General features: G+C 53.0%; 22 protein-coding genes and 1 tRNA gene. 10 read left to right on the top strand and 13 right to left on the bottom strand.

Going from position 1 to position 23,470, the window contains the following annotated elements; translation table 11 throughout:
- Positions 1–7: 7 nt before the first annotated feature.
- On the top strand, positions 8–1,231 hold the full coding sequence (locus BUQ90_RS07810; protein WP_074204459.1) for an alpha/beta hydrolase: 1,224 nt from the start codon (positions 8–10) through the stop codon (positions 1,229–1,231).
- Complete coding sequence (locus BUQ90_RS07805; protein ID WP_074204458.1) at positions 1,228–1,815, top strand: uracil-DNA glycosylase family protein; 588 nt, start codon at positions 1,228–1,230, stop codon at positions 1,813–1,815. Before BUQ90_RS07810 ends, BUQ90_RS07805 begins: the two co-directional genes overlap by 4 nt.
- Here BUQ90_RS07805 and BUQ90_RS07800 read toward each other — a convergent pair.
- Entirely contained in the window at positions 1,812–2,303 is a 492-nt protein-coding gene (locus BUQ90_RS07800; RefSeq protein WP_074204457.1) for a flavodoxin family protein, read from the bottom strand. The two genes, BUQ90_RS07805 and BUQ90_RS07800, sit on opposite strands and share 4 nt — an antisense overlap.
- Before the next feature lie 3 nt (positions 2,304–2,306).
- On the bottom strand, positions 2,307–3,260 hold the full coding sequence (locus BUQ90_RS07795) for an MBL fold metallo-hydrolase (protein WP_084192645.1): 954 nt from the start codon (positions 3,258–3,260) through the stop codon (positions 2,307–2,309).
- A gap of 100 nt (positions 3,261–3,360) precedes the next feature.
- On the opposite strand from BUQ90_RS07795, the gene recJ reads away from it, so the two are divergent.
- The 6 genes from recJ to BUQ90_RS07765 all read left to right on the top strand — a co-directional run bounded on the left by recJ (position 3,361) and on the right by BUQ90_RS07765 (position 11,206).
- Positions 3,361–5,127: a single-stranded-DNA-specific exonuclease RecJ gene (recJ, locus tag BUQ90_RS07790; RefSeq protein ID WP_074204973.1), complete on the top strand. Its 1,767-nt coding sequence runs from the start codon at positions 3,361–3,363 to the stop codon at positions 5,125–5,127.
- Positions 5,128–5,310: 183 nt separating this feature from the next.
- A tRNA-Glu gene (locus BUQ90_RS07785) sits at positions 5,311–5,385 on the top strand.
- Between the two features lie 519 nt (positions 5,386–5,904).
- Positions 5,905–7,116, top strand: coding sequence for a DNA cytosine methyltransferase (locus BUQ90_RS07780; RefSeq protein WP_074204455.1), 1,212 nt, complete (start codon positions 5,905–5,907; stop codon positions 7,114–7,116).
- Positions 7,113–8,147: a phosphoribosyltransferase-like protein gene (locus BUQ90_RS07775; protein ID WP_074204454.1), complete on the top strand. Its 1,035-nt coding sequence runs from the start codon at positions 7,113–7,115 to the stop codon at positions 8,145–8,147. Before BUQ90_RS07780 ends, BUQ90_RS07775 begins: the two co-directional genes overlap by 4 nt.
- Positions 8,140–10,185, top strand: coding sequence for an ORC-CDC6 family AAA ATPase (locus BUQ90_RS07770; RefSeq protein ID WP_074204453.1), 2,046 nt, complete (start codon positions 8,140–8,142; stop codon positions 10,183–10,185). The genes BUQ90_RS07775 and BUQ90_RS07770 overlap by 8 nt, the downstream gene beginning before the upstream one ends.
- Entirely contained in the window at positions 10,178–11,206 is a 1,029-nt protein-coding gene (locus tag BUQ90_RS07765; RefSeq protein ID WP_074204452.1) for a hypothetical protein, read from the top strand. Before BUQ90_RS07770 ends, BUQ90_RS07765 begins: the two co-directional genes overlap by 8 nt.
- 163 nt (positions 11,207–11,369) lie before the next feature.
- On the opposite strand, the gene BUQ90_RS07760 is transcribed toward BUQ90_RS07765, so the two are convergent.
- From BUQ90_RS07760 to BUQ90_RS07745, 4 genes are all read right to left on the bottom strand, one after another.
- A complete protein-coding gene (locus BUQ90_RS07760) occupies positions 11,370–11,936 on the bottom strand; it encodes a hypothetical protein (protein ID WP_074204451.1) in 567 nt (188 codons plus the stop codon).
- Positions 11,937–12,086: 150 nt separating this feature from the next.
- On the bottom strand, positions 12,087–13,730 hold the full coding sequence (locus BUQ90_RS07755) for a recombinase family protein (protein ID WP_074204450.1): 1,644 nt from the start codon (positions 13,728–13,730) through the stop codon (positions 12,087–12,089).
- Positions 13,727–14,149: a DUF2924 domain-containing protein gene (locus BUQ90_RS07750; protein WP_074204449.1), complete on the bottom strand. Its 423-nt coding sequence runs from the start codon at positions 14,147–14,149 to the stop codon at positions 13,727–13,729. Before BUQ90_RS07750 ends, BUQ90_RS07755 begins: the two co-directional genes overlap by 4 nt.
- A 1-nt stretch (position 14,150) precedes the next feature.
- Positions 14,151–14,393 carry a DUF3489 domain-containing protein gene (locus tag BUQ90_RS07745; RefSeq protein ID WP_074204448.1) on the bottom strand — a complete coding sequence of 81 codons (243 nt, stop codon included), beginning with the start codon at positions 14,391–14,393 and terminating at the stop codon, positions 14,151–14,153.
- 220 nt (positions 14,394–14,613) lie between these two features.
- On the opposite strand from BUQ90_RS07745, the gene BUQ90_RS07740 reads away from it, so the two are divergent.
- Complete coding sequence (locus tag BUQ90_RS07740; protein ID WP_074204447.1) at positions 14,614–14,841, top strand: hypothetical protein; 228 nt, start codon at positions 14,614–14,616, stop codon at positions 14,839–14,841.
- Here the strand turns inward: BUQ90_RS07740 and BUQ90_RS07735 are convergent.
- On the bottom strand, positions 14,838–15,050 hold the full coding sequence (locus BUQ90_RS07735) for a helix-turn-helix domain-containing protein (RefSeq protein ID WP_074204446.1): 213 nt from the start codon (positions 15,048–15,050) through the stop codon (positions 14,838–14,840). The genes BUQ90_RS07740 and BUQ90_RS07735 overlap by 4 nt on opposite strands.
- Positions 15,051–15,144: 94 nt before the next feature.
- On the opposite strand from BUQ90_RS07735, the gene BUQ90_RS07730 reads away from it, so the two are divergent.
- Positions 15,145–15,639 (top strand): hypothetical protein, encoded by a 495-nt coding sequence (locus BUQ90_RS07730; protein ID WP_074204445.1) that lies wholly within the window; start codon positions 15,145–15,147, stop codon positions 15,637–15,639.
- Positions 15,640–15,767: 128 nt separating this feature from the next.
- Here BUQ90_RS07730 and terL read toward each other — a convergent pair whose 3' ends face one another.
- From terL to BUQ90_RS07700, 6 genes are all read right to left on the bottom strand, one after another.
- A complete protein-coding gene (gene terL, locus BUQ90_RS07725; protein ID WP_159437064.1) occupies positions 15,768–17,288 on the bottom strand; it encodes a phage terminase large subunit in 1,521 nt (506 codons plus the stop codon).
- Positions 17,278–17,706: a DUF5681 domain-containing protein gene (locus BUQ90_RS07720; RefSeq protein WP_074204444.1), complete on the bottom strand. Its 429-nt coding sequence runs from the start codon at positions 17,704–17,706 to the stop codon at positions 17,278–17,280. Before BUQ90_RS07720 ends, terL begins: the two co-directional genes overlap by 11 nt.
- Positions 17,706–19,052 carry a site-specific DNA-methyltransferase gene (locus BUQ90_RS07715; protein WP_074204443.1) on the bottom strand — a complete coding sequence of 449 codons (1,347 nt, stop codon included), beginning with the start codon at positions 19,050–19,052 and terminating at the stop codon, positions 17,706–17,708. Before BUQ90_RS07715 ends, BUQ90_RS07720 begins: the two co-directional genes overlap by 1 nt.
- A gap of 81 nt (positions 19,053–19,133) precedes the next feature.
- On the bottom strand, positions 19,134–19,730 hold the full coding sequence (locus BUQ90_RS07710; RefSeq protein ID WP_074204442.1) for a hypothetical protein: 597 nt from the start codon (positions 19,728–19,730) through the stop codon (positions 19,134–19,136).
- Positions 19,731–20,674: 944 nt separating this feature from the next.
- Positions 20,675–21,406, bottom strand: a complete 732-nt coding sequence (locus tag BUQ90_RS07705) for an SDR family NAD(P)-dependent oxidoreductase (RefSeq protein WP_074204441.1) — start codon at positions 21,404–21,406, stop codon at positions 20,675–20,677.
- 136 nt (positions 21,407–21,542) lie between these two features.
- Positions 21,543–23,291, bottom strand: coding sequence for a flavin-containing monooxygenase (locus tag BUQ90_RS07700; RefSeq protein ID WP_074204440.1), 1,749 nt, complete (start codon positions 23,289–23,291; stop codon positions 21,543–21,545).
- Positions 23,292–23,470 lie beyond the last annotated feature (179 nt).

Raw genomic sequence — 23,470 nt, 5'->3', positions numbered from 1 at the left:
TAGCGGCGTGACGAGAGCGGGACCTCCCCGCCTCCGCCTGCTCGGCCTGGGCCTGGCCTTGCTGGCCACCGGTTGCATTTCCCCGGTGGACTATGGCGATGTCCGCCATTCTGAACTGGTCGCCGATCCGCGATGTGATGTCGCACCCGCCACCGGCAACGCCACTTCGTCTCACCGCTATTTTGTTGTCACCAGTCGCCTGCCGGATTGCCGCGGAAGCGACATCCTCCTGACGCGCCATCGGGGCGACCGGATGCGCTACGGACGCTTCGCCGATCCCCGGGAAACAGAAGCCGAAACGGGTTCGGACAAGTCCCCTGTCCCCCTGTCGCTGTCCGGCGAGCAGCAATGGTGGACCGACCTGTCCCGGATCATGGACAATCGCGAGGGCCGGGCCCTGGTCTATGTCCATGGTTTCCGGGACAATTTTCGGATCAGCTCGGAGGACACGGCACAGATTGCCCGGCTGACCGGATTCACCGGACCGGTCATTCAATATAGCTGGCCAACCCAGGGTGAGTTGCTGAAATATGTTGTCGACGAGACCAACATGTACTGGGACGAGCGCAATTTCCGGCGCTTCCTGATGAAACTGGCCGAACAGCCATGGACACGAGAAATCGTTTTGATTTCGCACTCGCTCGGTGCGCGACTGGTCATTCCCGCGGTGGAATATGTCGACCGGAATTCGGCCAGTCGGGACTCAAGCAACATTTCGAATATCATTCTGGCGTCGCCGGATATTGACCGGCAATTTTTCGAACGCGAGATAGCAGCCGAGACACTGGCCGGTCGACGGATCAAAACCGGCCGCCGAATCACGGTTTATACCTCGGCAGAAGATCGCGCACTGGATCTCTCCTATCGCATCCACGGCTATCCCAGGCTCGGGTCTCCCGATTGCTTCGATCCCTTTCGGGCGGCTGCGCTGGAAGAAAAGGGACTGCCCGCCCGCTGCTATGCGGTTCTGCCGGGCGCAGACATGATGCCGGCGAAAAGCGGGCTGACGGTGATCGATACTTCAGCGGTGAGCAAGGGCGCGAATGGTCACAGCGATTTTCTGCGCAGCGCCACCGCCTGCCTCGACTTTGCCGCTGTCGTCAATGGCGAGCGGGAGCGGCGCGCCGGGCGGGAGGCGACCCATTTGCCGCATGTGTTCACACTGCCGGCTCTGCCGAAAGGGGAAGAGCCCGATCATCCCCTGATCTGCCGCCGCACGCTGTTGCAATGACGAGAGATCACGCGTCGCTCGACAGGCTGTTGTCCGATGTTCGTGCCTGCACCATCTGCCAGGACCTGCCCCTTGGCCCGGATCCCTTGTTACAGGCCGGCAGACGGGCACGCATATTGATTGCCGGACAGGCGCCCGGCCGCAAGACCCATGAGAAGGGCCGGCCCTTTGATGATGCCAGCGGCAAACGCCTGCGCCAGTGGCTGGGGGTGACCGAGGATCAGTTTTACAATCCCGACCTCTTCGCGATCATTCCGATGGGTTTTTGTTTTCCTGGCACCGGCAATGGCGGCGACCTTCCACCCCGTTCCGAATGCGCTCCGCAATGGCGCCAACACCTGCTCGACAGGTTGCCGGGGATCCAGCTGACGCTGATACTCGGGCAATATGCGCTCGACTGGCATCTGGGGGCACAGAAATCACGGACGCTGACAGAAACCGTCAGGCGATGGGAGGAGTTCTGGCCCGCCGCCCTGCCCCTGCCCCATCCCAGCCCGCGCAATATCCGATGGTTCAGAGCTAATCCGTGGTTTGAAGATGATGTGATCCCGGTGCTGCAAAAACGCGTGCAAGATCTGGTCTAGAAAATCCCGAGGGCAAGACCCGTCGCCAGGGTGGCGCCGATTTCTGCGCAATGCTCCCGCTCTTTGTCGGCAATGATCTTGGGTGCCAGGATCTCTTCCTCGGTCTGGACATGGGTGCAGATAATAGTTGTATCCACCACCTTCTTCAGCCGCCAGCCGGTCGCGATCCGCTCGAGCTGTTTCATCGCGTTTTCGCCATCCGACCCAGCGCAGATCATCGCAGCATAGGGCCGGCCTTCGATCTTCCCGAGCACGGGATAATAGCAGCGGTCAAAAAAGGCCTTCATCACCCCGGCTATGGCCGCGAGATTTTCCGGGGTGACAAAAATATAGCCATCCGCCGACAACAAGTCGTCCGACTGGCAATCCTCGGCTGTCATCAGGACGGTCTCCGTCCCCTCTTCGCTCCCGGCAGCATCGGCCGCGGCCCGGGCCATCTGCTCGGATCCGCCAGTATAGCTGTAATAGATGATGAGCAGACGGGGCACGGTTCAGATATGCCAGTCCGGCTGAAAATCCTCGACCTTCGCCTGCAGCGCATCGCTGGTCTGTTCAAATCCCGGAAAGGCATTGACCGGGAGGCGCAGAAAGACATTTCCCGACGCTTCCGGTGGCGGCAGGGTACCGGCCCGGATATTGACCTGCAGCGACGGCAGAATCAGCTTGGGCGCCGCCAGTTTGCTGTCCCGTTCCCGGCGCATCGCGATAAAGTCGGCCTCGGCCTTGCCGGCACCGACATGGATGTTGGATTGCCGCTGCTCGGCAACACTGCTTTCCCAGACATATTGCTCCCGCCCCTGCGGCAAATAGTCATGACAAGTGAACACCCGCGTATCGTCCGGCAGGGCGAGAATCTTCTGGATCGAATGATAGAGCTCAGCGGCATCGCCCCCGGGAAAATCGCAGCGGGCAGTTCCGAAATCGGGCATGAACAGGGTGTCCCCGACAAAAATCGCATCACCGACATGATAGCAGATACAGGCAGGCGTATGACCAGGCGTGTGCAGAACCCGGATCTCGCAACTCCCCAGGGCCAGTGTCTGGCCATCGGCCAGAAGGAGATCGAATGCCGCGCCGTCAAAGGCCACGTCATCGGCTTCGAAAATCGGGGCAAAGACCTTTTGGACCGCGGTGATCTTCTCCCCGATCGCCAGTGTCGCCCCGGTTTTCATGCGCAGATAATGCCCGGCGCTCAGGTGATCGGCATGGGCGTGCGTTTCCAGAACATGGAGCAGTTGCAGATCCTGCTCCGCGAGACGCTCCAGCAACCGGTCCGCGCTGGCCGTGGTCAGGCGGCCGCTGCTGTGATCAAAATCAAGAACCGGATCGATAATCGCCGCGCTGCCGGTTTCCGGGTCATGCACCAGATAGCTCACCGTGTTGGACACGGGATCAAAAAACGCTTCCACTTCCGGGCGCTGCGGCGAGCCTGCATCATCGGGCATGTGTTTCTCCAGTCGGCCGGTCCGGCGCGTGTCATCCGGCCGGAGCATCTTCGGGCAATTTGCCGCTTGTCTGAAACAAGCAATGCTATACATCCGCTCCATGTCAACTGTTCTTGATGTCACCCAATCCCTGTCCGGACAGGAATGGCGATGGCGCAGCACCAGCGCCGATGCCCGCGATCCCGGCTTTCAGCCCGATGATCTGGTGACCCAGCTGCTGCTGGCCCGGGGCGCATCGCGCGAGACTCTGGACGCCAACCGCAATCCGACCATTCGCAGCTTCATGCCCGACCCTTCGGTCTTTCAGGATATGGACAAGGCCGCCGAACGCATTGCCGATGCCATCCTGAAACGCGAGAAGGTCACCATATTCGGAGACTATGATGTCGACGGGGCGACCAGCGCCGCACTGCTCATCCGCTTGCTCCGTGCACTCGGACTGGAGGCCGGCTATTATATTCCCGACCGGCTGATGGAAGGCTATGGCCCGTCCGGCGAAGCGCTCGTCAAACTGGGACAACAGGGCAGCGACCTTGTCGTCACGGTTGATTGCGGTGCGATGGCCTTCGAAGCGCTCAACATGGCCAGGGCGGCCAATGTCGAGGTGATTGTTGTCGACCATCATAAATGTGCGGCCGAGCTCCCCGATGCCCTTGCCCTGGTCAATCCCAACCGGCTGGACGAGAGCGATGCCGGAGCCGAGCACGGCCATCTCGCTGCGGTCGGCATGGCGTTCCTTCTGGGCGCTGCCATTATCCGGACATTGCGCCAGCGAGATTATTTCCGGGACCGCCCCGAACCCCGCCTGCTCGAACTGCTCGACATTGTTGCGCTGGGAACGGTCGCCGATGTCGCCCAGCTGCGCGGGCTGAACCGGGCCTTCGTTGCGCAGGGTCTGAAAGTCCTGTCGGGACGCAAGAATATCGGGATGTCCGCCCTGATCGACGCCAGCCGTTTGAAACGGGCGCCGATTTCCTCCGATCTCGGCTTTGCGCTGGGGCCGCGCATCAATGCCGGCGGCCGTGTCGGCAAGTCCGATCTCGGTGTCCGGCTGCTGACCACCGAGGATCCGGAAGAAGCCCGGACAATTGCCACCGAACTCGATCATCTCAATCAGGAACGCCGGGCGATCGAGGCGCATGTCCTCGAGGAAGCCGAAGCCATGTGCCGGAACATGCACAATCAGGAGATTGCCGTACTCTCCGGCAAGGGCTGGCATCCCGGCGTGATCGGCATTGTCGCGAGCCGCATCAAGGAAAAGCTGAACCGGCCCGCGATCATCGTCGCCGAAGACGATGCGGGGATCGGCAAGGGCTCCGGCCGATCCATTGCCGGTGTCGACCTGGGCGCGGCGATCATCGCTGCAAAAGACAGCGGGCTGCTGATCGCCGGTGGTGGCCATGCGATGGCGGCGGGCATCACGATTGAATCCGGCAAGATTCCGGCCTTCACCGAATTTCTGAACGAGCATCTCGCCGACCGGGTGGGCCAGGCGCGGTCGGAAAAATCCCTGCTGGTCGATGCGGTCCTCTCACCCAGGGGTGTCAATCCGCTGTTCGTGGAGGCGATGGAGGAAGCCGGGCCATTCGGGATGGGCTGGCCCGCTCCGAAAATTGTCGCCGGGCCGGTCCGGATCATCAAGTGCGATATTGTCGGCAAAGACCATGTCCGGCTCATTGTCTCGGGCGATGACGGCGGATCGATCAAGGCCATTGCCTTCCGCGCCGCCGAAACCGACATGGGTCAGGCCCTGCTCAGCGCACCGAAATCCCGCAAATTGTGGATCGCCGGACGGGCGAAAATCGACGACTGGGGCAGCCGCCCGGCTGCCGAGATCCATGTCGAGGATGCCGCCTGGGCGGATTGAGGCGCGGGCAATGATGAAACGGGCCTGAATTCCGAGCTTCCTCCCTGCCCCGATGCTGTTTTTGCACCGCCACCTGACCGGCAAAAAAAACGCCGCAAAGCCGCATGATTGGGGTTGACCAACGCGCAGGACATCCCTAATTGCCGTGGCTCGCCGATCGGTGATGTGTTTGCGCACTGGTATGGCCCCTTCGTCTAGCGGTTAGGACGCGGCCCTTTCACGGCTGAAACACGGGTTCGATTCCCGTAGGGGTCACCACGCAGTTTTCTCTTTTTTATCAATAGCTTAATGCGATTTTGAGTGCGATTTTGTGGCGCTATTTCGGGGGCTTGCCCACCTGAGAACCGGTGTTTCAAACAAAGAGACTGAATTGCGCAGGACTTTAAGTGCAAATAACTGCCTCAGTCTCAAACAGGCGGAAAAGTGTTTTCAAAACGAATGACTGCTTTGCGCCCCAATCTCCGGCATTCCGGCATTTCATCTTGGTTCCCGAAAGTGGGCGTCTGTTCGAAAGTGAGATGAAGTGGCTTTGAACTGCCCGGAGATTGCTGGAGACCCCAGCTTCTGAGAGGCTGGGGTACGGCACAAGTACGGCGACAGACAAGTTTACACCTGAGGTTCTTGAGCTGTCAGTACGCTGGGTGCCGAACCATGCAGGCAGTATAGAAGGCTTCGCGAATTGGAGGCGAGTTCGCATCAGATTGACAGCTTCGTTTGCGACGTTAACAACCGTGAATTAGAACTCGAAATTATCTGAAGCGCTGCTATTGCAGATTCATGATCTGTCAGGCGCGCCCAGCAAGAATCAAATTCGCTAGCCTCTATAGCGGTTGTGGCGGGATGGACCTCGGTTTCATGAATGCCGGCCTCGCACCGTTTGCCTCGTTTGAGCTCGATCAGGATGCATTGAAAACCTTTACGGCGAACGTTCACTCAAACGTCCACAGAATCGATCTATCTTCTTGGGACGCTTCTCTAACCAGCGAGGTGGCAAAATGTGATGTTTTGATAGCCGGACCACCTTGCCAGGGGTTTTCAACGGTAGGCAAAAACAATTCTGGCGATCTGAGAAATGGCCATTTGGTTAACGTCGCTAAGATAGCGGCAGCCGCTAAACCCAAGATCGTGATCATTGAGAACGTTCTCGGCCTACTTAGCAAGAAACATTCGGTACTTTTCGAACAGACTCTAGAAGTTCTATCCTCGAGCGGATACTCGGTTTCTTGGGATGTTCATAAGACTTCCGACTATGGGATCGCTCAGCAGCGTAAGCGAGTCATCATTCTTGCAACCTTGGGAAGACAGAAGTTTGAACTCAAGCTCAAGTGCGCCGAGCGGGTCAACTTAGCGCAAACACTGAAAAACGTTGAACTAGTTGAGGACAAACCGAAGAGGCCGCTGAAAGTCGGATCGATTGAGCATCAAATTGCGGGTCGAATACACCCGGGCCAAAAGCTCTCAAACGTAAGAGGTGGGCCAAGATCAGTCCATACGTGGGAAATTCCTGAGGTCTTTGGACCAGTTAGCCGAGAAGAGATTTCTTACCTCGAAACGATTGTGAAACTGCGTCGACAAAAGCGTCGGAGAGAAAACGGGGATGCCGATCCAGTGGATGAGAGATTCATGGAAGAGTACTTTGGAGATCAATCAAAAATGATCTCCAAATCCTTACTCGAAAAGGGCTATCTTAGGCGGATCGGAGAATATGTGGACCTTACAAACTCCTTCAACGGCAAGTTTCGGCGGCTTTCTTGGGATGATGTCGCCCCCACTGTGGATACGAGGTTTGGTCAACCAAGATATTTTCTTCACCCATCAGAGAACCGCGGCTTTTCGATGCGAGAGGCTGCGCGTGTGCAAAGTTTTCCCGATACGTTCAAGTTCGAAGGCAGCGAGTCATCGATTTACCGAATGATCGGAAACGCTGTTCCTCCCAAATTCGGCGAGGTAATTGCGGAGGATGTTTTACGAATTTGGAACGAGATGTGACGAAATCCGAATTTCAAGACATGCTTAGGAAATGGTGTTTAGCCGACGCTCAGGGGCAAGGAGAATTGTTGACATTGAAGGCTGACATCGAATTTCTAGGTGAGCGACTCTTTGATGAATATAAGCCAACTAAGAACACAGCTGACGGCCCGTTTGGTGTGCGTCTATCGAAATGGATTGGATCAGCACAAGATGAGGCAGATCAGATAAAGTTGTTCAGACTCTTAAAGCATCTTTTTTTTATCGGGCAGGACGACTTGGAGGCCGCCTCTAGAACAGCATTCAGTAAACACGTGCTGGAATGGCTGATCAACAGGCTCGGAGTAAATGTGTTTTCCGCAGCCGCCAAAAGCCAGATGGAGGATGCTCTCACGTTGGTTCGCTACACGGGGATTACGGACAGCTTCAATCTCGGCGAATTTCTGCGGATCAATGACATTCACGGGCACAGTGTGCGATACACATGGGAGCAGGAGATTGACGACTGGGATCAAGATGAATTCTGTCGGCGAGTAATGCGACGTGGAATACAGAACGAAATCGAAAAACGATACCTCGTACTTTTGGAGGATTTTGTAGGAAGCGGGTCGCAGGCTGAGCGGGCTATCCGAAGTGCTCAAGCCATTAGAAAAACTGACGGCACATTTGCATATGAGGTGCTTTTCTGTCCGCTTATAATTTGCCCGGACGGGGCAGAATGGGCGACACGCTTACAGGTAGATTTCCCTAACTTTCATTACAGTCCTGTCTTGGAATTGCATGATGACGGGTTCATTAAGCCGAATGCCGTGCCAGGTGAGAATACTGAATTTCCGGAACTTCGGGATTGCCTATCGCGACTGCACCCAACCGTTGTCGGCCCGCCCCCCGTGGACCAAGACTTCGGCCCATTCGGATATCAGCAGACAGGGGCTGTATTTGTGAAATACGACAATTGCCCTGATAACACTTTACCAGTCCTTCATCGGAAGCGTAACAATTTTTGGGAGCCCCTCTTCAGGCGGGCGTCGAGGATGCCCATCAATGCATAACATCAAAAATCCCTTTAATGATGTCTACATGGCTGAGACAATTCCGGCACAAGAATTTGTCAACATCTTTAGTCCAGAGTTGCTGAAGGAAAGTTCAACGCACCAACTTTTTCAGCCGGGTAGCGTCATTCTTATTGGCCTACAAGGAACCGGCAAGTCAGCATTACTGAATTTGCTCAAGCCGGAAATTTTGTCTGCCTATCTAGAAAGCGATGAACCTTGGCCGCTACCAGAGCATTGCTCCAAGTTCATTTCAGCCAATATCGTCTTACGCTCAAGCGGAGCGCTTGATTTCGGTCAACGCAAAATCGAGCGGACTGATGACCTCAGTGTTACCGGGCTCTATTTTGCTGATTTCCTCAACTATTGGATCGTTGACGATCTACTCAGCAACTTAGCGTTACTCGGCTCGTCCAAGGGGGAACAGCTATCAAGGCGCCTCGGTTTAGCGATAGACAAAGGAAGGTTGGACGAATTCTCTCGCATTTTAGCCAAAGACCTAAGCTGGTTTGGAGGTCTGTCTAGCGTTTCGGACTTTGATGGCCTCCGGAGAGCCATCAAAAGTCGAATTTACGCCTACGAAAGTTTTTTGAATTTTAACTCAGACAGCTTGCCCACCGAAATTGTGCGCTCGAAGACCAAACCGGGGGAGCCCATAGGCTCGACTTATGATGCTCTTCGGGAAGTTGGAATTTTGCCACCGGAAGTTCCTTTATTTGTCACAATCGATCAATTCGAAGACCTAATGGACCTTGAAAAGGACAAGAATGGAGGGTTTCAGCCCGTATTCCGTAGTATCGTTATGCGAATGCTTGGAAGTCGAGATGGTCGAGTATCATATCGCGTTGGCGCGCGGCCTTACTCCTTGACCACAGGTCTTCAGGGCTTTGGAAACAACGCCTTCACAGAAGAAATGCGTGAGTATCGCATAGTGGATATTGGCGATCTGCTCACGAATCGAGAATCGAAGCGCTCCCATTTTCCGAGATTCTGCGATGATGTCCTCTACAGACGCCTCAAAGCGTCTGGCTTTAAGGTTTCTCAGCGGACGCGCTACACGAGATATATGTTTGGTGGCAGAGTATCACCTGAAAGCAAGCTTGAACGATTTACAAAGAAGAGGTCGCGAGAGAAGGCAATCTCAACTGACCCTGTCATTCCTAAAAACCTCCGCGCTACACTCGTTAACATGGCCAGACAGGACCCACTTTCAGCCAAACTAGGTGAGGCTTGGCTAAGGCAAAACCTGGAAAAGCTCGAGATAAGTAGCGGGCTTTTGCAATCGCAGCCTTGGGACCAGAAGCCAAAGCAATGGTGGAAGAAAGAGCGCAAACAACTTGCGATGCTGCAAGTCTTCTCTGCAACACGTCAACGCATGGTTTGGTGTGGTGCAGATGACGTAATTGCTGTCTGTGCAAATAACATTCTGACTTTCCTAAGTGTCTGCCAGTTCATTTGGGCTGAGTACTTAAGAAGTGCTGAAGTGGAGGAATTTTCTGTTCCGAAGGAGATCAAGCCATCAATCCAAGCTATGGGCATCATGTCGGCAAGCGAATATTGGTTCCGGAAGGTTAAGGCGGAGCCAAAAGGCGGCGATGATCGCCATCGTTTCGTGAATGTCGTCGGATCGTTCTTTCGAGATAAATTACGGGATGATAAGAGAATGTCTTACCCCGGAGCGAATGGGTTTTCGCTTTCGGTTAATGTTTTGGAAGAACATCAGAGTGTTGACGAGTTTTTGGATAGTTGCGTTGCATTTGGAGTTCTGGAGAAGGCTCGACACACCCCAAAAAGCAAGTCGAGAGGGCAGAGTATGAAATGGTATTTGTCATCTATCCTAACTCCGTACTTCCAAATACCAACTCCTCATACGAAGGAGCCCTTTTATGCCAATATTAAAGATGTGAAGCGTTGGCTCCACAGGGCGAAGGTAGTTAGCATTTCGAGAGAGCTCCCATCTCACGGAATAAAAAAAGCAAATCAGTCAAATTCGAGTCAGATAGAACTCGATTTCTTGGATGACACCGAAGATGATTAGAGGCGATCAGCCCTTCCGTCCTTGGGGTAGAATCGATAATGTACTTAGTGCAGTTCCAATCGAAGATTGGTCATTCATTGGCTGCGTTTCCGCCGAGGATCGCTGCAGCGCGGTTCCATCAAACTTTCACAACTATGGAACTATCTCTAATAAACTGGTTTTTCGTATCGCTGACAAACCATCGGCTTCGACTGATGTCATCGAGAACAAGACCGATCAATGTGAAGCGGTGTTCAAAGCTAACGGCTTTGACAACGAGGATTTCTTTTCGGTGGCATTGTCAGACCCCTTCGGCGAATACGCCAACAAGATTGATGATTTCTTTGGGAACCTTGATACTAGCAAGCTGCTGATCGACATCACCACCCTTCCCAAAAGGGTATATTTTCATTTGATCAAGAAGGTTTATCAGAACCCTGATGCATTCACTGATGTATTGATAACCTACTCCGAGCCTGCGAGTTATTGCTCGGAGAGCTTGGCGTCCAATCCGGAGCCGTGGGATGCCTTGCCGGGTTTTAGGATTGGTCGGGGACATGCGTCACAACAGAAAATCTTGATCGGAATTGGCTTTGAGCCTCTTGGGCTTCCCAGCCTAAGTGAAGCTGGGGAGTTCAATAACTCATCGATTAGCTTCCTGTTTCCTTTCCCAGCCGACCAAACAGCGAATGCGAAAAACTGGCGTTTCATTCGTGAAATTTTCCCCAATGCAGGGCAATCCCAATTCGGAGTGAAGCGAATTGACGCTAAGAATGTTCCAGAGATTTTTGACCTTATTTGCGGTGAGGGAGATAGTGGAGCAATAGGTCTGCTACTTGCTCCCTACGGTCCAAAGCCAATGTCCGTCGCTATGGCGTTGTATGCGGCGAAGTTCTCAAGGTCGCAAAATTCTCCTGTCGGGGTCTACTACACTCAACCGACCTACTATCATCCGGACTATTCCACCGGCCTAAAGATGGTAGGGACCAGCCCGATGATTAACTGTTATGTCATCAAAGCTGCCTCCAACTTTCTTTACTGACTGTAAAAATACAACTCCTTGAATTTACTCCAAGTTGGGTTGGGTTGCGAGTTGAACGTCTGGTTCTGTGGGAGGCCGGCAAAGAGCAGACCGACAGCTATCGGCCCAATTTTTCTATCTACAGGCGACCGCCGTTACGTGGCGAAGGCGGCCTGCCTGGGAGCTAGGAAATTAGACCACCAAGTGTCTGCCATTGGTTTTCAAATTTCTTAAGCAGCGCTCGTTCGGCATCTTTCGAAGCATTAGCTTTGCGGGGATTGGCAGCTGGTTCTAGATCGGTCCAAACCTTATGTGGCTTCCGCCTTTCACCCGAGTCTTTCGGCTGACGGTAATAGCCAGATATATTCATTTGCGCAGCCTTTTCGGCTATTAGTACCGGCAGGATGATGGCTCGATATTTGGAGGGAGAGTTCACTGCCAACAATACGACCACATCAGCTTTCAGCGCAAACTCCGATCTCGAGTTAAAAAGTGGTCGCTTTTTGTCGACAATGTCACTGTCGCAAAAACCATATTGGACAGCCCATCGCGAACTTGGTGAGGGCAATGGGTTACTGGTACCTTTAACTTGCACATTGAAGCTTTCACCGCCCTTAGACGCAATGAAATCAACGTTAGCTAAGGTCTTCGACGTGTATGCAAGATCAACGATGAGAAAGCCGCGAGCTTCCAGCTCGTTCATGGCAATTCGTTCGGCAATGCGACCAACATTCTTTGACTTGATCTCCATTCTAACAAGCTTCCCTTAGCGATAATCAATTTTCAACGTAGCCAGTTCACTGAAGATTGCAATTGGACTCGCAAGCCGAGTGGCGGCTTTCCTTACTTCTTGAACGAGAAATGGAGAGCCTGCTTTCGGCCCAAAAACTGCCGCAAACCGTCACCAACCTATCACCTCAACCATCTGCTCTTTCCAAACAACACACCGAAACGCCGTCTGACTAAGTTTGCGCCTGGTCACATTGGCAGCCTTCTTGCCATCCAGCACTTGCCCAACAAGCTGCGGCGGCAACCAACCGATCCTGAGCAGTTTCCCTACCCACTGCGGCGTCTGATTGCGTTCAGCTGCAATCTCGGCAACGGATCGCCCGCCGACAATCTCTTCCCGAACCAGATAGGATTCAGCCAGCAGCATTGCCAGCTTCTCATCAACATGGATGGTCTCGTTGGAACTGGATGCGATCATCAGCTTGGTTTCACCACCAGAACTGATTTTGACGGCCTTCACATTGAGGGTGATTTCGCTGGTTGCCTCGCCCCAATCCCAATCCCGCCGCAAAACGATTTCAATGCCTTCTTCGGCAACAGTAATCTTCGAAACTATAGACTGAAGCGTCTCCCGAACAGATTGCAGACTGTTGGCATGGAGAGCAGACGCCAAGGCCTCACCGGCCTTGATCTTCTGCTTTAGGCCCTCTGGATCAAAATGACGCGCAAGCTCTGATTGATCAGTTAGAAATTCCCGTAGACGATCAATCACTGCCGTTTCCAGATCATGCGCAGGAATGCGCATGATCTGTATGTCTGGCTTAACGTTCTGATCTTGACCAGTCACATAGTAGCGATAACGCTTTGTCTTCTTGGTCGCGTGGTTGGCAACGAGTCTGCGGCCATGCTCATCCTTGAGCAATCCATTGAGAAGTGAAGGCGCCTTGGCGCGCAGCCCTTCCCTGCCCCCACCATCATTGCCATCGAGCCGATCTTGCACCTTTTGCCAGAGTTCTTCATCGACAATGGGATCATGTTCACCGGGCCAGGCCTTGCCCTTGTGAACCATCATTCCGCGGTAGATCTTGTTGCGGAGCAGATGCTGCAGCCCGCCGCGAGTGAAGGCTTTCCCGCCAACAACCCGGCCATCGAGATATGTGCGCAGTTTGGTTTTGACGCCCAGCCGCTCCAACCTTTCACAGGCAGCAGCCATGCATCCACATTCCAGAAAGGTTTCAAAGACAAGATTTACCGTTTTGGCCTCATCCGGTTCGACATAGAGTTTTCGGTCTTCCAACCGGTATCCGAGCGGTATCGGACCGCCCATGAACATGCCCTTCTTCTTCGAAGCCGCAAATTTGTCACGGATGCGCTCAGACGTGACCTCGCGTTCAAACTGCGCAAAAGACAAGAGCACATTAAGAGTAAGCCGGCCCATGCTGGTGGTCGTATTGAAGGATTGGGTGACAGACACAAAGCTCGCACCCGCTTCATCCATGACATCCACAATACGCGCAAAATCTGACAGACTACGGGTAAGCCGGTCGACCTTGTAAACCACAATCACATCAATGTTCCCGGCTTTCACTTCTCCGAGCAATGCGTTCAAAGCAGGTCGCTCCATATTGCCGCCGCTAAAGCCGCCATCATCATAAATTGTTTCGTCCAGCTGCCAGCCTTCATGTGCCTGGCTCATAACATAGGCCCGGCAAGCCTCACGCTGTGCATCCAGACTGTTGAACTCTTGCTCGAGACCTTCTTCTGTGGATTTGCGGGTGTAGATGGCACATCGGCGTTTCTTGGCTTCTTCCCTCATGCGGCATGCTTTCCGGTGAGGCCAAAGAACCGGGGACCAGACCAATGGGCTCCCGTCACCTCCCGCGCAATCTCGCTGAGCGAGCGATAATGCTTGTCGCCCATGATAAAGCCATCATCGACAACCAACACGGCCAGTGTTTGGCCATTCCAGCTGCGCACCAGCCTTGTACCGGGTTTCAAGCTATCGGAGCCGGACAGGGCTGCCCTGCCCTTTTTAGCAATGCGTTTTAACTTGGTGATCGTTTTTGGTGAAAGTCCACCGAAGTGTTTCTCCTGCAGCCGATAGGCAATACCAAGCCGCAGCATGCCGGATGAAATATCCGGCGCTTCGGAGCGATAGACATGCTGCCATTCGACCCGAAGCTGCTTTTTTGGCATGTCCTTCAAAGCTTCGATACGGTCATTGAGACTGTCCATATCAGGCGCCCTCACCCGATATGCGATATGTCCGTTCCTTGCCCTCAGGCTTCTCGCTGGCGATCTCGAAACCGCGTTTTCGGATACCGGTCAGGGCTGCTCGCGCCGTATGCGGCTTCCAGGCCGTTGCTTTCAAAATATCAGCCAGTGTCGCGCCTTGTTTGCGTTTCAGCATGGCGACCAGCTGTGCAGCCCGAGTTCCCTTTTCTGGATGTTTGATCGTGTTTTCAGTTTGCTCGGTCATGGATGATGTCCTTGATTTCGGCACGGGCACCACGCCTGCGCTTCCACCACCCAAGGCCCCGACTGTCATATGATCAGGGCAGTTGCAGCCACCGGGGCGCTGCGATTCACGTTGGCAGCAATGCTTGCTTTCAGGCGGAAGTCCAGTCGAATGAGCATGTTCTTATGAAACTAAAAGCTGGGGCTGGACTTTCAGCAAATATCCCGGATTGGTCTGCAAAATGACATATGCCCGAAACCAAGACACCCCAATCCATCCCGTTATCGGCAAGTTATCTGCGTTGATCACCTGCAAGCTGGAAGATGCGCACAGACTTTCAATTTCAGGTCATCGACCAACAAACATTGAGGATACATTGCAGGAGGTCAATCAGATCAACGCCATGGCAGGCGAAATCACCGTTCTTTGCGAGGCTGTCGAAGCAATGCTTAGCGATTGCGCCAGCTAATCGCAGCCATCAAACAAATCCGCAATTGAAACGTCCAGGGCTTTTGCAAATTTGTTCACAATAACAATTGTTGGATTGCGCTTTCCTCTTTCGATACCGCTGACATAGGTCCGATCAATATCGTGTTGAAGTGCGAATTGTTCCTGACTGAGGCCGGTGGCTTGACGATGTTTCCGAACATTGGCGCCAAACTGTTTGCGGATATCCATCAAAAAGCTTCAACAAGCCTGAAGCTTTCCGGTCCACGGACGATGAGTTACATTTTGCTGGACTTGTCAGTTCTTCCAAGCAAACAGGGTGATCATGAACGCACCCACCAATATCTACTCCCATAGGCTGGAAAAAATTCTTGAACATGAATTCCTGGCTGGTATCGGAAAATGCCTTTGGAACAGGGGCATCCATGATTTTGAAGTGTTGCATAGTGAAATCGATGACAATGGCTATGACCTGATTATCGAAGCCTGCGGCAAAGTCCGGCATATCCAGCTCAAATCGAAGATCACCGGCGGAAGGCGCGCCCAAATCAATGTTCACAACAAGCTGCTCGACAAGCCATCAGCCTGCGTCATCATTATGGAATATGATCCGGCGACATTGGCAGTTAAATCCTACCGCTTTTTTGGAAGCGAAGCTGGCGTGAAAATTCCGGACATTGGAGAGCGCGTTGTCAAACACAGCCGGGCCAACGCAAAAGGCCTAAAAGCGATCAGACCCAATCTGCGCAATGTCCCGCAGAGCTGGTTTGAGGAAATCAGCAACAGCGAAGAACTTTGCTGCAGACTATTTGATATCTAGGCAAACTCCAACTTTTATCAGATGGGCTTGCCTGCCCGCTTTGTTGTCGGGACATGCGATTTGACTGCCCTTCGGTAGCTTATCAATTGATTGCCTGAGACAAAGTTTGATGGGCTTTGAAAATCAGATCAAAAACTTGTTTCGTAACCGCCACCTTCAAAAAGTTGTCCAAAAAGCATCTTGCTAACATCCGTATCAGTCCTAATCGGTGCCGGCCGTTTGCGTACCCAGTTCAGCAATTGAGAGAGTGCATCAACCTGATCGTCATATTTGGCGCTTGGAAAACCCAGCAGTTCTAACTCGAAGTCAGCGCGCCAAGAGGCCTGTTCTGGCAGATGTAGCTGCCCAACTTCGATCATCGCGGTAACACCCGCCAGACGAGTCACCTTGTCACCCTCCGGCTTCTGCGGCATCGGACGCGGCACTCCAGAATTGTTACCATGCCTCAGTTCCTGGATGAGCTGGGTACCGGATGCGGCATCTTCAATTAGCAATACCTGAACTTTATGAAATTCAGCCAACCGGATGACCTGTTTTTTGAGTTCTGGAAAGGTAAGCCGCTTGCGATAGACATCGAGTATGTAGACATCCCGGCCCTTCACATGTGCGGTAATGCATACCGACCAGTCGCTGTTGATGCCATCCTTGCTGGCTGTATCCCAACTTTGTATGATTTGGCCTGGCAGCGATTGTGCTAGCGGCGCGAAATAATTCTGCAACCACTCCGGCTCAACCATATTGCCATGAGGCGGGACTGGATCCTGCTGATATTGGGCGGAGAAGACTGCGCTACCCATCTGGCCTTTGAGGTCAGTCAGAGTTTCCAAACTCTCGCGTTCCGGATGAAGGATATCTCCTTCCTTACGTGTCCATAGCTGGCCATAGGTGAGCGGTACCGATTCATCTTCTGTGGCGATCGCCGGGAGGTTCAAATGTTCCCAGCCACCGTCTTCCACTATCAATCCAGCGAGATCATAAGCGTGCAGCCGCTGCATCACGCAGATGATGGCTCCATTTGCTTTGTCATTGAGGCGCGAGGACAATGTGGTGCGATACCAGTCATTGACATTTTCCCGCGTTGTTTCGCTTAAAGCATCATCAGGCTTGATTGGATCGTCGATAATGATGATGTCACCACCGCGTCCGGTCAGTGTACCAGATATTGAAGTCGTATGGCGCCCTCCGCCAGCGGTGGTTTCAAAATCATGGGTGGCCGATCGCTTGGCTGAAATAACCGTGCCCGGGAATATGCGCCTGTACCAGGTCTGCTCCATGATCGTGCGGCATTGCCGAGCAAGCTTGCCACCCAGCTCACCTGAATAGCTGACACAGACAAAATTGAGAGAAGGATCCTGGCCCAGCATCCATGCCACCCATGCTACAGAGATGGTAATGGACTTCAGGTTACGGGGCGGCAGGGTCACCAGAAGGCGCCGTATATCAGCGCTTTCTACTCGGTTTAACTGATAGCAAATTGCATCCAGGTGCCAGTTCCAGGTTAAATCAGCACCACCCGCGATTGCCGGGAAGGCCTTGCGCATGAACAGACCAAAATCACGTTTCAAAAGTTCTTCATACAAGGCTTGCGGATCATCTGCCTGTTCAATCAGTTTGACAAGACGGCCGATCATATCTGCATTATGAACCATCGCTCGATGCCCCATTGTTCGTCAGTTGCTTTTCAAAATCGGCCAGCAACGCTTGATCATGTTTGGAAAGCCCAGATTTACCCTCGCGGCTATCTTCGACTCCAAAAACTCGCATTACCAGTTCCAGAACAGCAGATTGTGCGCGCACGTCTCCCTTTGCTGCTTTCTGCACCATCGACTTGATCATCAACCTCTGCTTTGAGATCTTTCTGGACTTGCCATCTTCATTGATAGTTACCCGTTCAGCCATCTCCTCGCGCAAATCCGTTTTCAAACCCTTGGCTCCTTTCGGCTTGCCTCTCGGATTACCGGATTGACCGGGCTTGAAGCGCGTATGTTCGGGCGGCTTGCGGTAGCCAACATCATAGTCGCCTTTCCGATTATCATCGGTTGCCGGTTTTTCACGATCATCTGTCATCAGGCCACCCCGGCATCAGAACGGCGAAAGGCGGCAATCTCATCGAAACTCACACCGCTGCGATGAACGGTTTCCACGCCAATCTCGCGCATGCGGTGGATGATCGTGTCGGCATAGAGAGGGTCGATCTCGATACCGAAGCCGCGGCGGCCGGTAATATGTGCCGCATGGAGCGTGGTCCCCGAGCCCAGAAAGGGATCGCAGATAATGTCGCCGGGATCGGAGCAATCGAGAATGGCATCCGCGATCATGGCGACCGGCTTGACCGTGGGATGATCAGCAAGATCCTTGTCACGCCCTTTGCGAGGCACATTTGCGCCGGGATAGTCCCAGACATTGGTGCGATAACGACCAGTTTCCCCGAGACCAAAATTGTTTTTATGCTTGGCCTTGCCCGATTTGAACACAAAGACCAGTTCATGCTTCGAGCGATAGAAGGTCCCGTTAGATGCGTTGGTCTTGTTCCAGACAATCACCTGCTTGCGTTCCGTGTAAACACCTTCAGCAGCGTCAATAATCTCGCGCATATGGCGGTGATCCATGAAATGATAGTGGATGGAACCATCGGCGCTGTGCATCACGCACAAGCGGAACACGCTGCGCAGGAACTGCGTAAATTCGGCTTCGCTCATTTCCCCGGAAGCAACCGCAAATTCGCGGTGTCGGTGTTTGCCAAGACCCGAAACATGACCGTCAATCGGCACATTGTAAGGAGGATCAGCAATGACCATAGCTGCTTTGCCAGCATCTGCCATCAGGCGGTCCCACACCTCAGGATCGCGGGCATCATCGACTAACAGGCGGTGATCACCAATATGCCATTCATCACCCGCTCGGCACACCGCAAAAGCGTCCGGATCAGACAGAGTTACTGGTGGTTCAATGGTGGGGAGTTCGGGCTCGCCGACGTCTGCATCGAAATTGATATCAGACAATTCAAAGCCCGTAACAGCAAAATCATAATCTGTTTCGAGCAGGAAAGATAGTTCTTCGCTGCGTTTCGCTTGATCCCAGCCAGACAATTCGGCGAGGCGGTTATCGGCGAGCATGTAGGCGCGCTTGTCGGCTTCGCTCATATGGGTCAGGCGGATAATGGGGATGCCCTTTAGGCCCAGTGCACGGGCAGCTTCCAATCGGCCATGACCTGCAAGCACAACGCCCTTTTCATCGACAATCAGCGGATTGAGAAACCCGAACTTTTCGATACTCGCACCAACTTGAACAATCTGTTTGGCAGAGTGCGTGCGCGAGTTCTTGGGATTGGGTGAAAGCGAATCCAAGGCGACGATCTCGATCGCAGGGTGTTTAAAGCTCAGCTCGTTGGCAGCGGTATTTTGATTTTCCATTTGGACACTCCAAAAATATTGAAGTCGTCCAAATATGTGTTGGTCGCCAGCAAATCACTCACGAAAACCGAGTCAATTAAGTTACCTTTTCTCGGAAATGATGTTTAGCATCCTGCGTTCAGATGGAGGATCCACATCCAGGTATGTCCTCATGATATGATTGACGGCTCTTAGCGCACGTTCATGAACTGATTGATTTTCAGATTCTTCAGGAAACTGAAATGGCTCCATCTCAGGATACTCGATTTGTGTTTTCCCCAACTCCATGGCTTTCTTCACATCGCGATAGAGCCCCTTGATGATCGTTTGCTTTTTTGAGGTTTTCCGCTTTCCGTTGGCTTTTCTCTCGTGGCGGGAAGATGGGAAGCGTCGTCCCGAACGCAGGCGCTTTGTGAGGAAATCAATAAATTCAACTGGAACGTCGGAGCGGCTGATGTACTTGATGCGATCAGTTATCAGTTTTCGCTGTGCAGTGTTTCCGGTTGGCCGGCCGCGTTTTCTGGGACGAGAAGCGTCCAACTCGTTCGCAACGACATCCATTTCCTCAGGACTAAATAGCGGCGGATCAAAAAACTGGACAATTTCGAGCAATTCATGATCGCCCAGTCTTTCACCATCGCAGATTCTATCAATCTGCAATTTGATTCCAATCGCTTCAAGGTGACCAAAATCTACCATGCACGAGCATATCAAACGAAAGTAGGCCCGACCAGACATGCATTTAACATAATCGATCTTATCGACCCGGATACAGTGTCCGCAATATCCCGAAAGCGGAAGCTAGGTTTGCTCGTTCAGATATTAATCGAGTGCTATCTCATTTTACCGGATTCAGTTCGGCATTCTTGTTGTTCGGTTGGCCAACCGTTTGGGATCACCGCTTGTCATCTGCGCTGGCTCCACATTTAGGACATGGATCGATCACCCAAGGATAAAAAACTATACCAGACTGCGTAATAAATCCATGCCCACAAGGCCTTGGTGTGAAGTAAATTCGCAAAGCATATAGTGCGCTAACAGCCGAAACCGCAATCCACAGGTAGTTCAAAGGAGCGGGCACCAAGTCTGACAAAATCATTGTTATCGCGATGAACGAGGAAACCATCAATTTTGCTGACAAGCCTGACGTTTTTTTCATTTCACGTAGCACCCAACTTTCGCCCCACGTCTAGTGCCCCCAATTCCATTTGCAAACTACGCTATCCAGCTCGCGGTCGCTAGTGGAATGTTGTTGTGGCAATCCTTCCAGCAACAAAGTGACATTGCACTCATTCCAATGTCCGCTTTTGCGCCCAAAGCAGACGCCGGGGTTATGACCGCTTAATCCTGAAAGTGAACGTTAGGTTAAATCGTTTTTAGCGACAGCAACTGGGCCGAAAGCGGACATTAGCAATTAGTGGTAACTGCGGCGATCATTGGACCCAACCAACTTAGCAAAGCTTCAAATAAGGGCCTGGGTAGCGGCCAGTTGCGGGCGTATTTCTCTACGGACAGGTCGAAAATCATGCTGCTCCGGACTTCATGTGCGATGTATCTGTCTGGGTCGGCTTCGATAAAACAATTTTCGCAAAGCCGAAGCAGTCAATGAAACCGGCAAGGCTGCAAAAACTATGCAGAATTGGTCAGCGAAGCATCAGCCCGCCATCCACAATTAACGACTGTCCGGTTACATAACTGGCCGCATCTGATGCCAAAAACAGAACCGTGGAGGCCACTTCTTCGGGCTCTCCCCACCGGGCCATAGGCAAAATCCGCTTGAGGTTGTCAGTGAAACCAACACGTTTTTGAAGCGCGCTAGTGACCTCGGTTGAGATGTAACCCGGAGCAACGAGATTGACCCGGATATCATCTCTGGCCCACTTGTCGGCTAGAGCTCTTGTGAGACCCAGCAGACCGGCCTTTGAGGAGGTGTAGCCCGGAATGCTTCTGATAGCGATGAAACTGGCAGCTGATCCGATGTTTATTATTGCTCCCTTTCTCCTGGAAAGCGATTCATAAAAACCGAAGGCGAGATCTGCCGGTGCAACAAGATCAACTTCCAGAGTGTGTTTGAACCCTTCCATTTCAAACTCGGCTCCACCCGAATTGGAAAGCCCCGCATTATTGATCAGGATGTCAATCTCACCCACTTCTTTCGGCAACGCTTTTCTTGCAGTTGCATCGGCCAGGTCAATTTGCGTGTAGTCGAAGCTGGACAGATTGGCCTTGTAGGATTTTCTATCTTTCCGCGTGCCGGTTATATGGACATCTGCTCCCGCCCACCGGAAAGCCTGGGCAATGGCCAATCCAATTCCCTGGCTGCCTCCCGTTACAAGCACTTGCTTGCCAGAAAATTGAAACTCGGTGTTTGACATAATTCCTATCCCGAAATTGTCTGCCGGCAGGAGACCTGGAGGTATTGCGGCAGCCAGGAAAAACACGATTCAGCTCGCACCCGCACTGCGGAACCCGTCATATCAATAGCTCTCCGCCCGTCAGCATTTTGGTCCGCTAACCCCAGGTCCTGATGGCAACATCCTCGAAGCGCGCCTTCAATTGCAGCGCCAGATAATGCGAATAAAAGCGGGACTGCTGCAAATTCCCGCCGTGAAACCAAAGTCCTCGCTGCGCTGTGGGTTTCCACATGTTGCGCAGTTCTCCATCCCAGGGTCCGGGGTCATTCCGCGTATTGGAACCATATCCCCAGCACTGACCAATTTTTTCTGCCACCTCCGAGGAAATGAGTCGCTTGACCCATTCTTCCATGGATCCAAATCCCGTTGCGTAAACGATGGTATCTGCGGCGATTTCATCACCGTTACTCAGAACCAGTCCATTTTTGGAGACGCGCTCGATTTCTTTGCCGGACAGCAAATCTATTCTTCCGTCGGAGATCATTTCTGACGCTCCCACATCGATATAATACCCGGATGCGCGGCGGAGATATTTAATCCAGAGGCCGGTTCCGTCTTCGCCGAAGTCCAGTTGGAAGCCTGCCCCCAACAAATTCTGGTAAAATTGTGCATCAGATGCCGCAATACTGGTCCACAGGTCGCGGTGCATTCGTTCGAGAAACCGAAGCGGGATAGAAGCGCTGAGGAAATCGGCATGTTCCGTCGTTATCCCGGATTTCAATGCCGTCTCGGAATATAGTGGCGCCGCCAGTTGCGCATTTGTTTCTGCTCTCAGAACAAGCGTCGTTGATCGCTGAACCATTGTCGGGGTATTCCCGTGTTCCACAAGATCAGCACAAATGTCATGGGCCGAGTTATTCCCGCCAACAACAACCACCTTTTGTTCGGCATAGTCTTCCCCGCTGCGATACTCGCTGGAGTGTAACTGCACGCCCTCAAAATTTTCCTTCCCGGGGAGATCGGGAGTTATCGGAAAGCCGGCGTTACCAACAGCCATTACGAGATGTCTGGGCTGCAACCGGATTACTTCACCGTTCCGGTGGACAACAGCCGTCCATTGGTTTGCTTTGTCGTCATATTTGCCCGAGACAAATTCGGTACCAGTCCAGATATTCAGCTCCATCATGGAGGCATAGGATTCCAAAAAGTCCGCCAGCTTGTCCTTTGGAGTGAAGACCGGCCATGTATCGGGAAATGGTATGTAGGGCATGTGATCGTACCAGACCGGATCATGGAGGCTAAGCGATTTGTAGCGAGAGCGCCACTGGTCTCCCACGCGAGGATGCTTGTCCAATATCAACGCTGGCACCCCAAGTACGCGCAGCCTCGCACCCAGGGCCAGACCCCCTTGTCCGCCACCAACGATCAGCACATAGGGCTGCTCCTCCCGGCCGATTTTCTCCTGCTCGCTCGCAACGCGATCCAGCCAGTTGCAGGAGAGATCGTCATAAAGTCCGCTTGGTCGCTTTTCGCCGAGTTTTTCCTCATGGCCGCGTAACTGCTGCAAAGCAGTGAACAGCATTTTGGCCCGCCCGTTCTGAAGCCTCACATACCCCTGACATGACCCGAACACGGTATCGAAGGAGATCATTCCTTCCATCGAGGATGGAGCATCAACAACCGAAAAACCGCTAGGGCAGACAAGAGAGACAGTATCATCGAGCAATTGGCGAATTTCTTGCGGTTTTTCTACGGTGACGATGTTCCAGGAAAAGGCAAGCAAGTCCCGCCATGCTGCGTCACCTGCAAACAGCTCAGTTGCGGCTTCTCCGTTTTGCTGGTCCAGAGCTTGGGCAAAACTCTTCAGCCATTCGTCAATGGCTCCGGGGGTTTCTCCTCGATTCATCTGCCGGTCTTTCCTGTATTTGTGGCATGCCAGTCTGCAACTGCTGTCCGAGCTTCGCAAAAACGCTGCGAGAAATGATGTTCGGCTATCATCAAATTTGTGAGATTATAATAGAAAAGTTCGACGCCAACCTGCGAGACTGTCGAGCTGCCTGCAAGCGGAAAACAAAAATGGACGGG

Source organism: Parasphingorhabdus marina DSM 22363, from assembly GCF_900128895.1.
GTDB lineage: Bacteria > Pseudomonadota > Alphaproteobacteria > Sphingomonadales > Sphingomonadaceae > Parasphingorhabdus > Parasphingorhabdus marina.
This window is presented reverse-complemented; position numbering and strand designations above follow the sequence as displayed.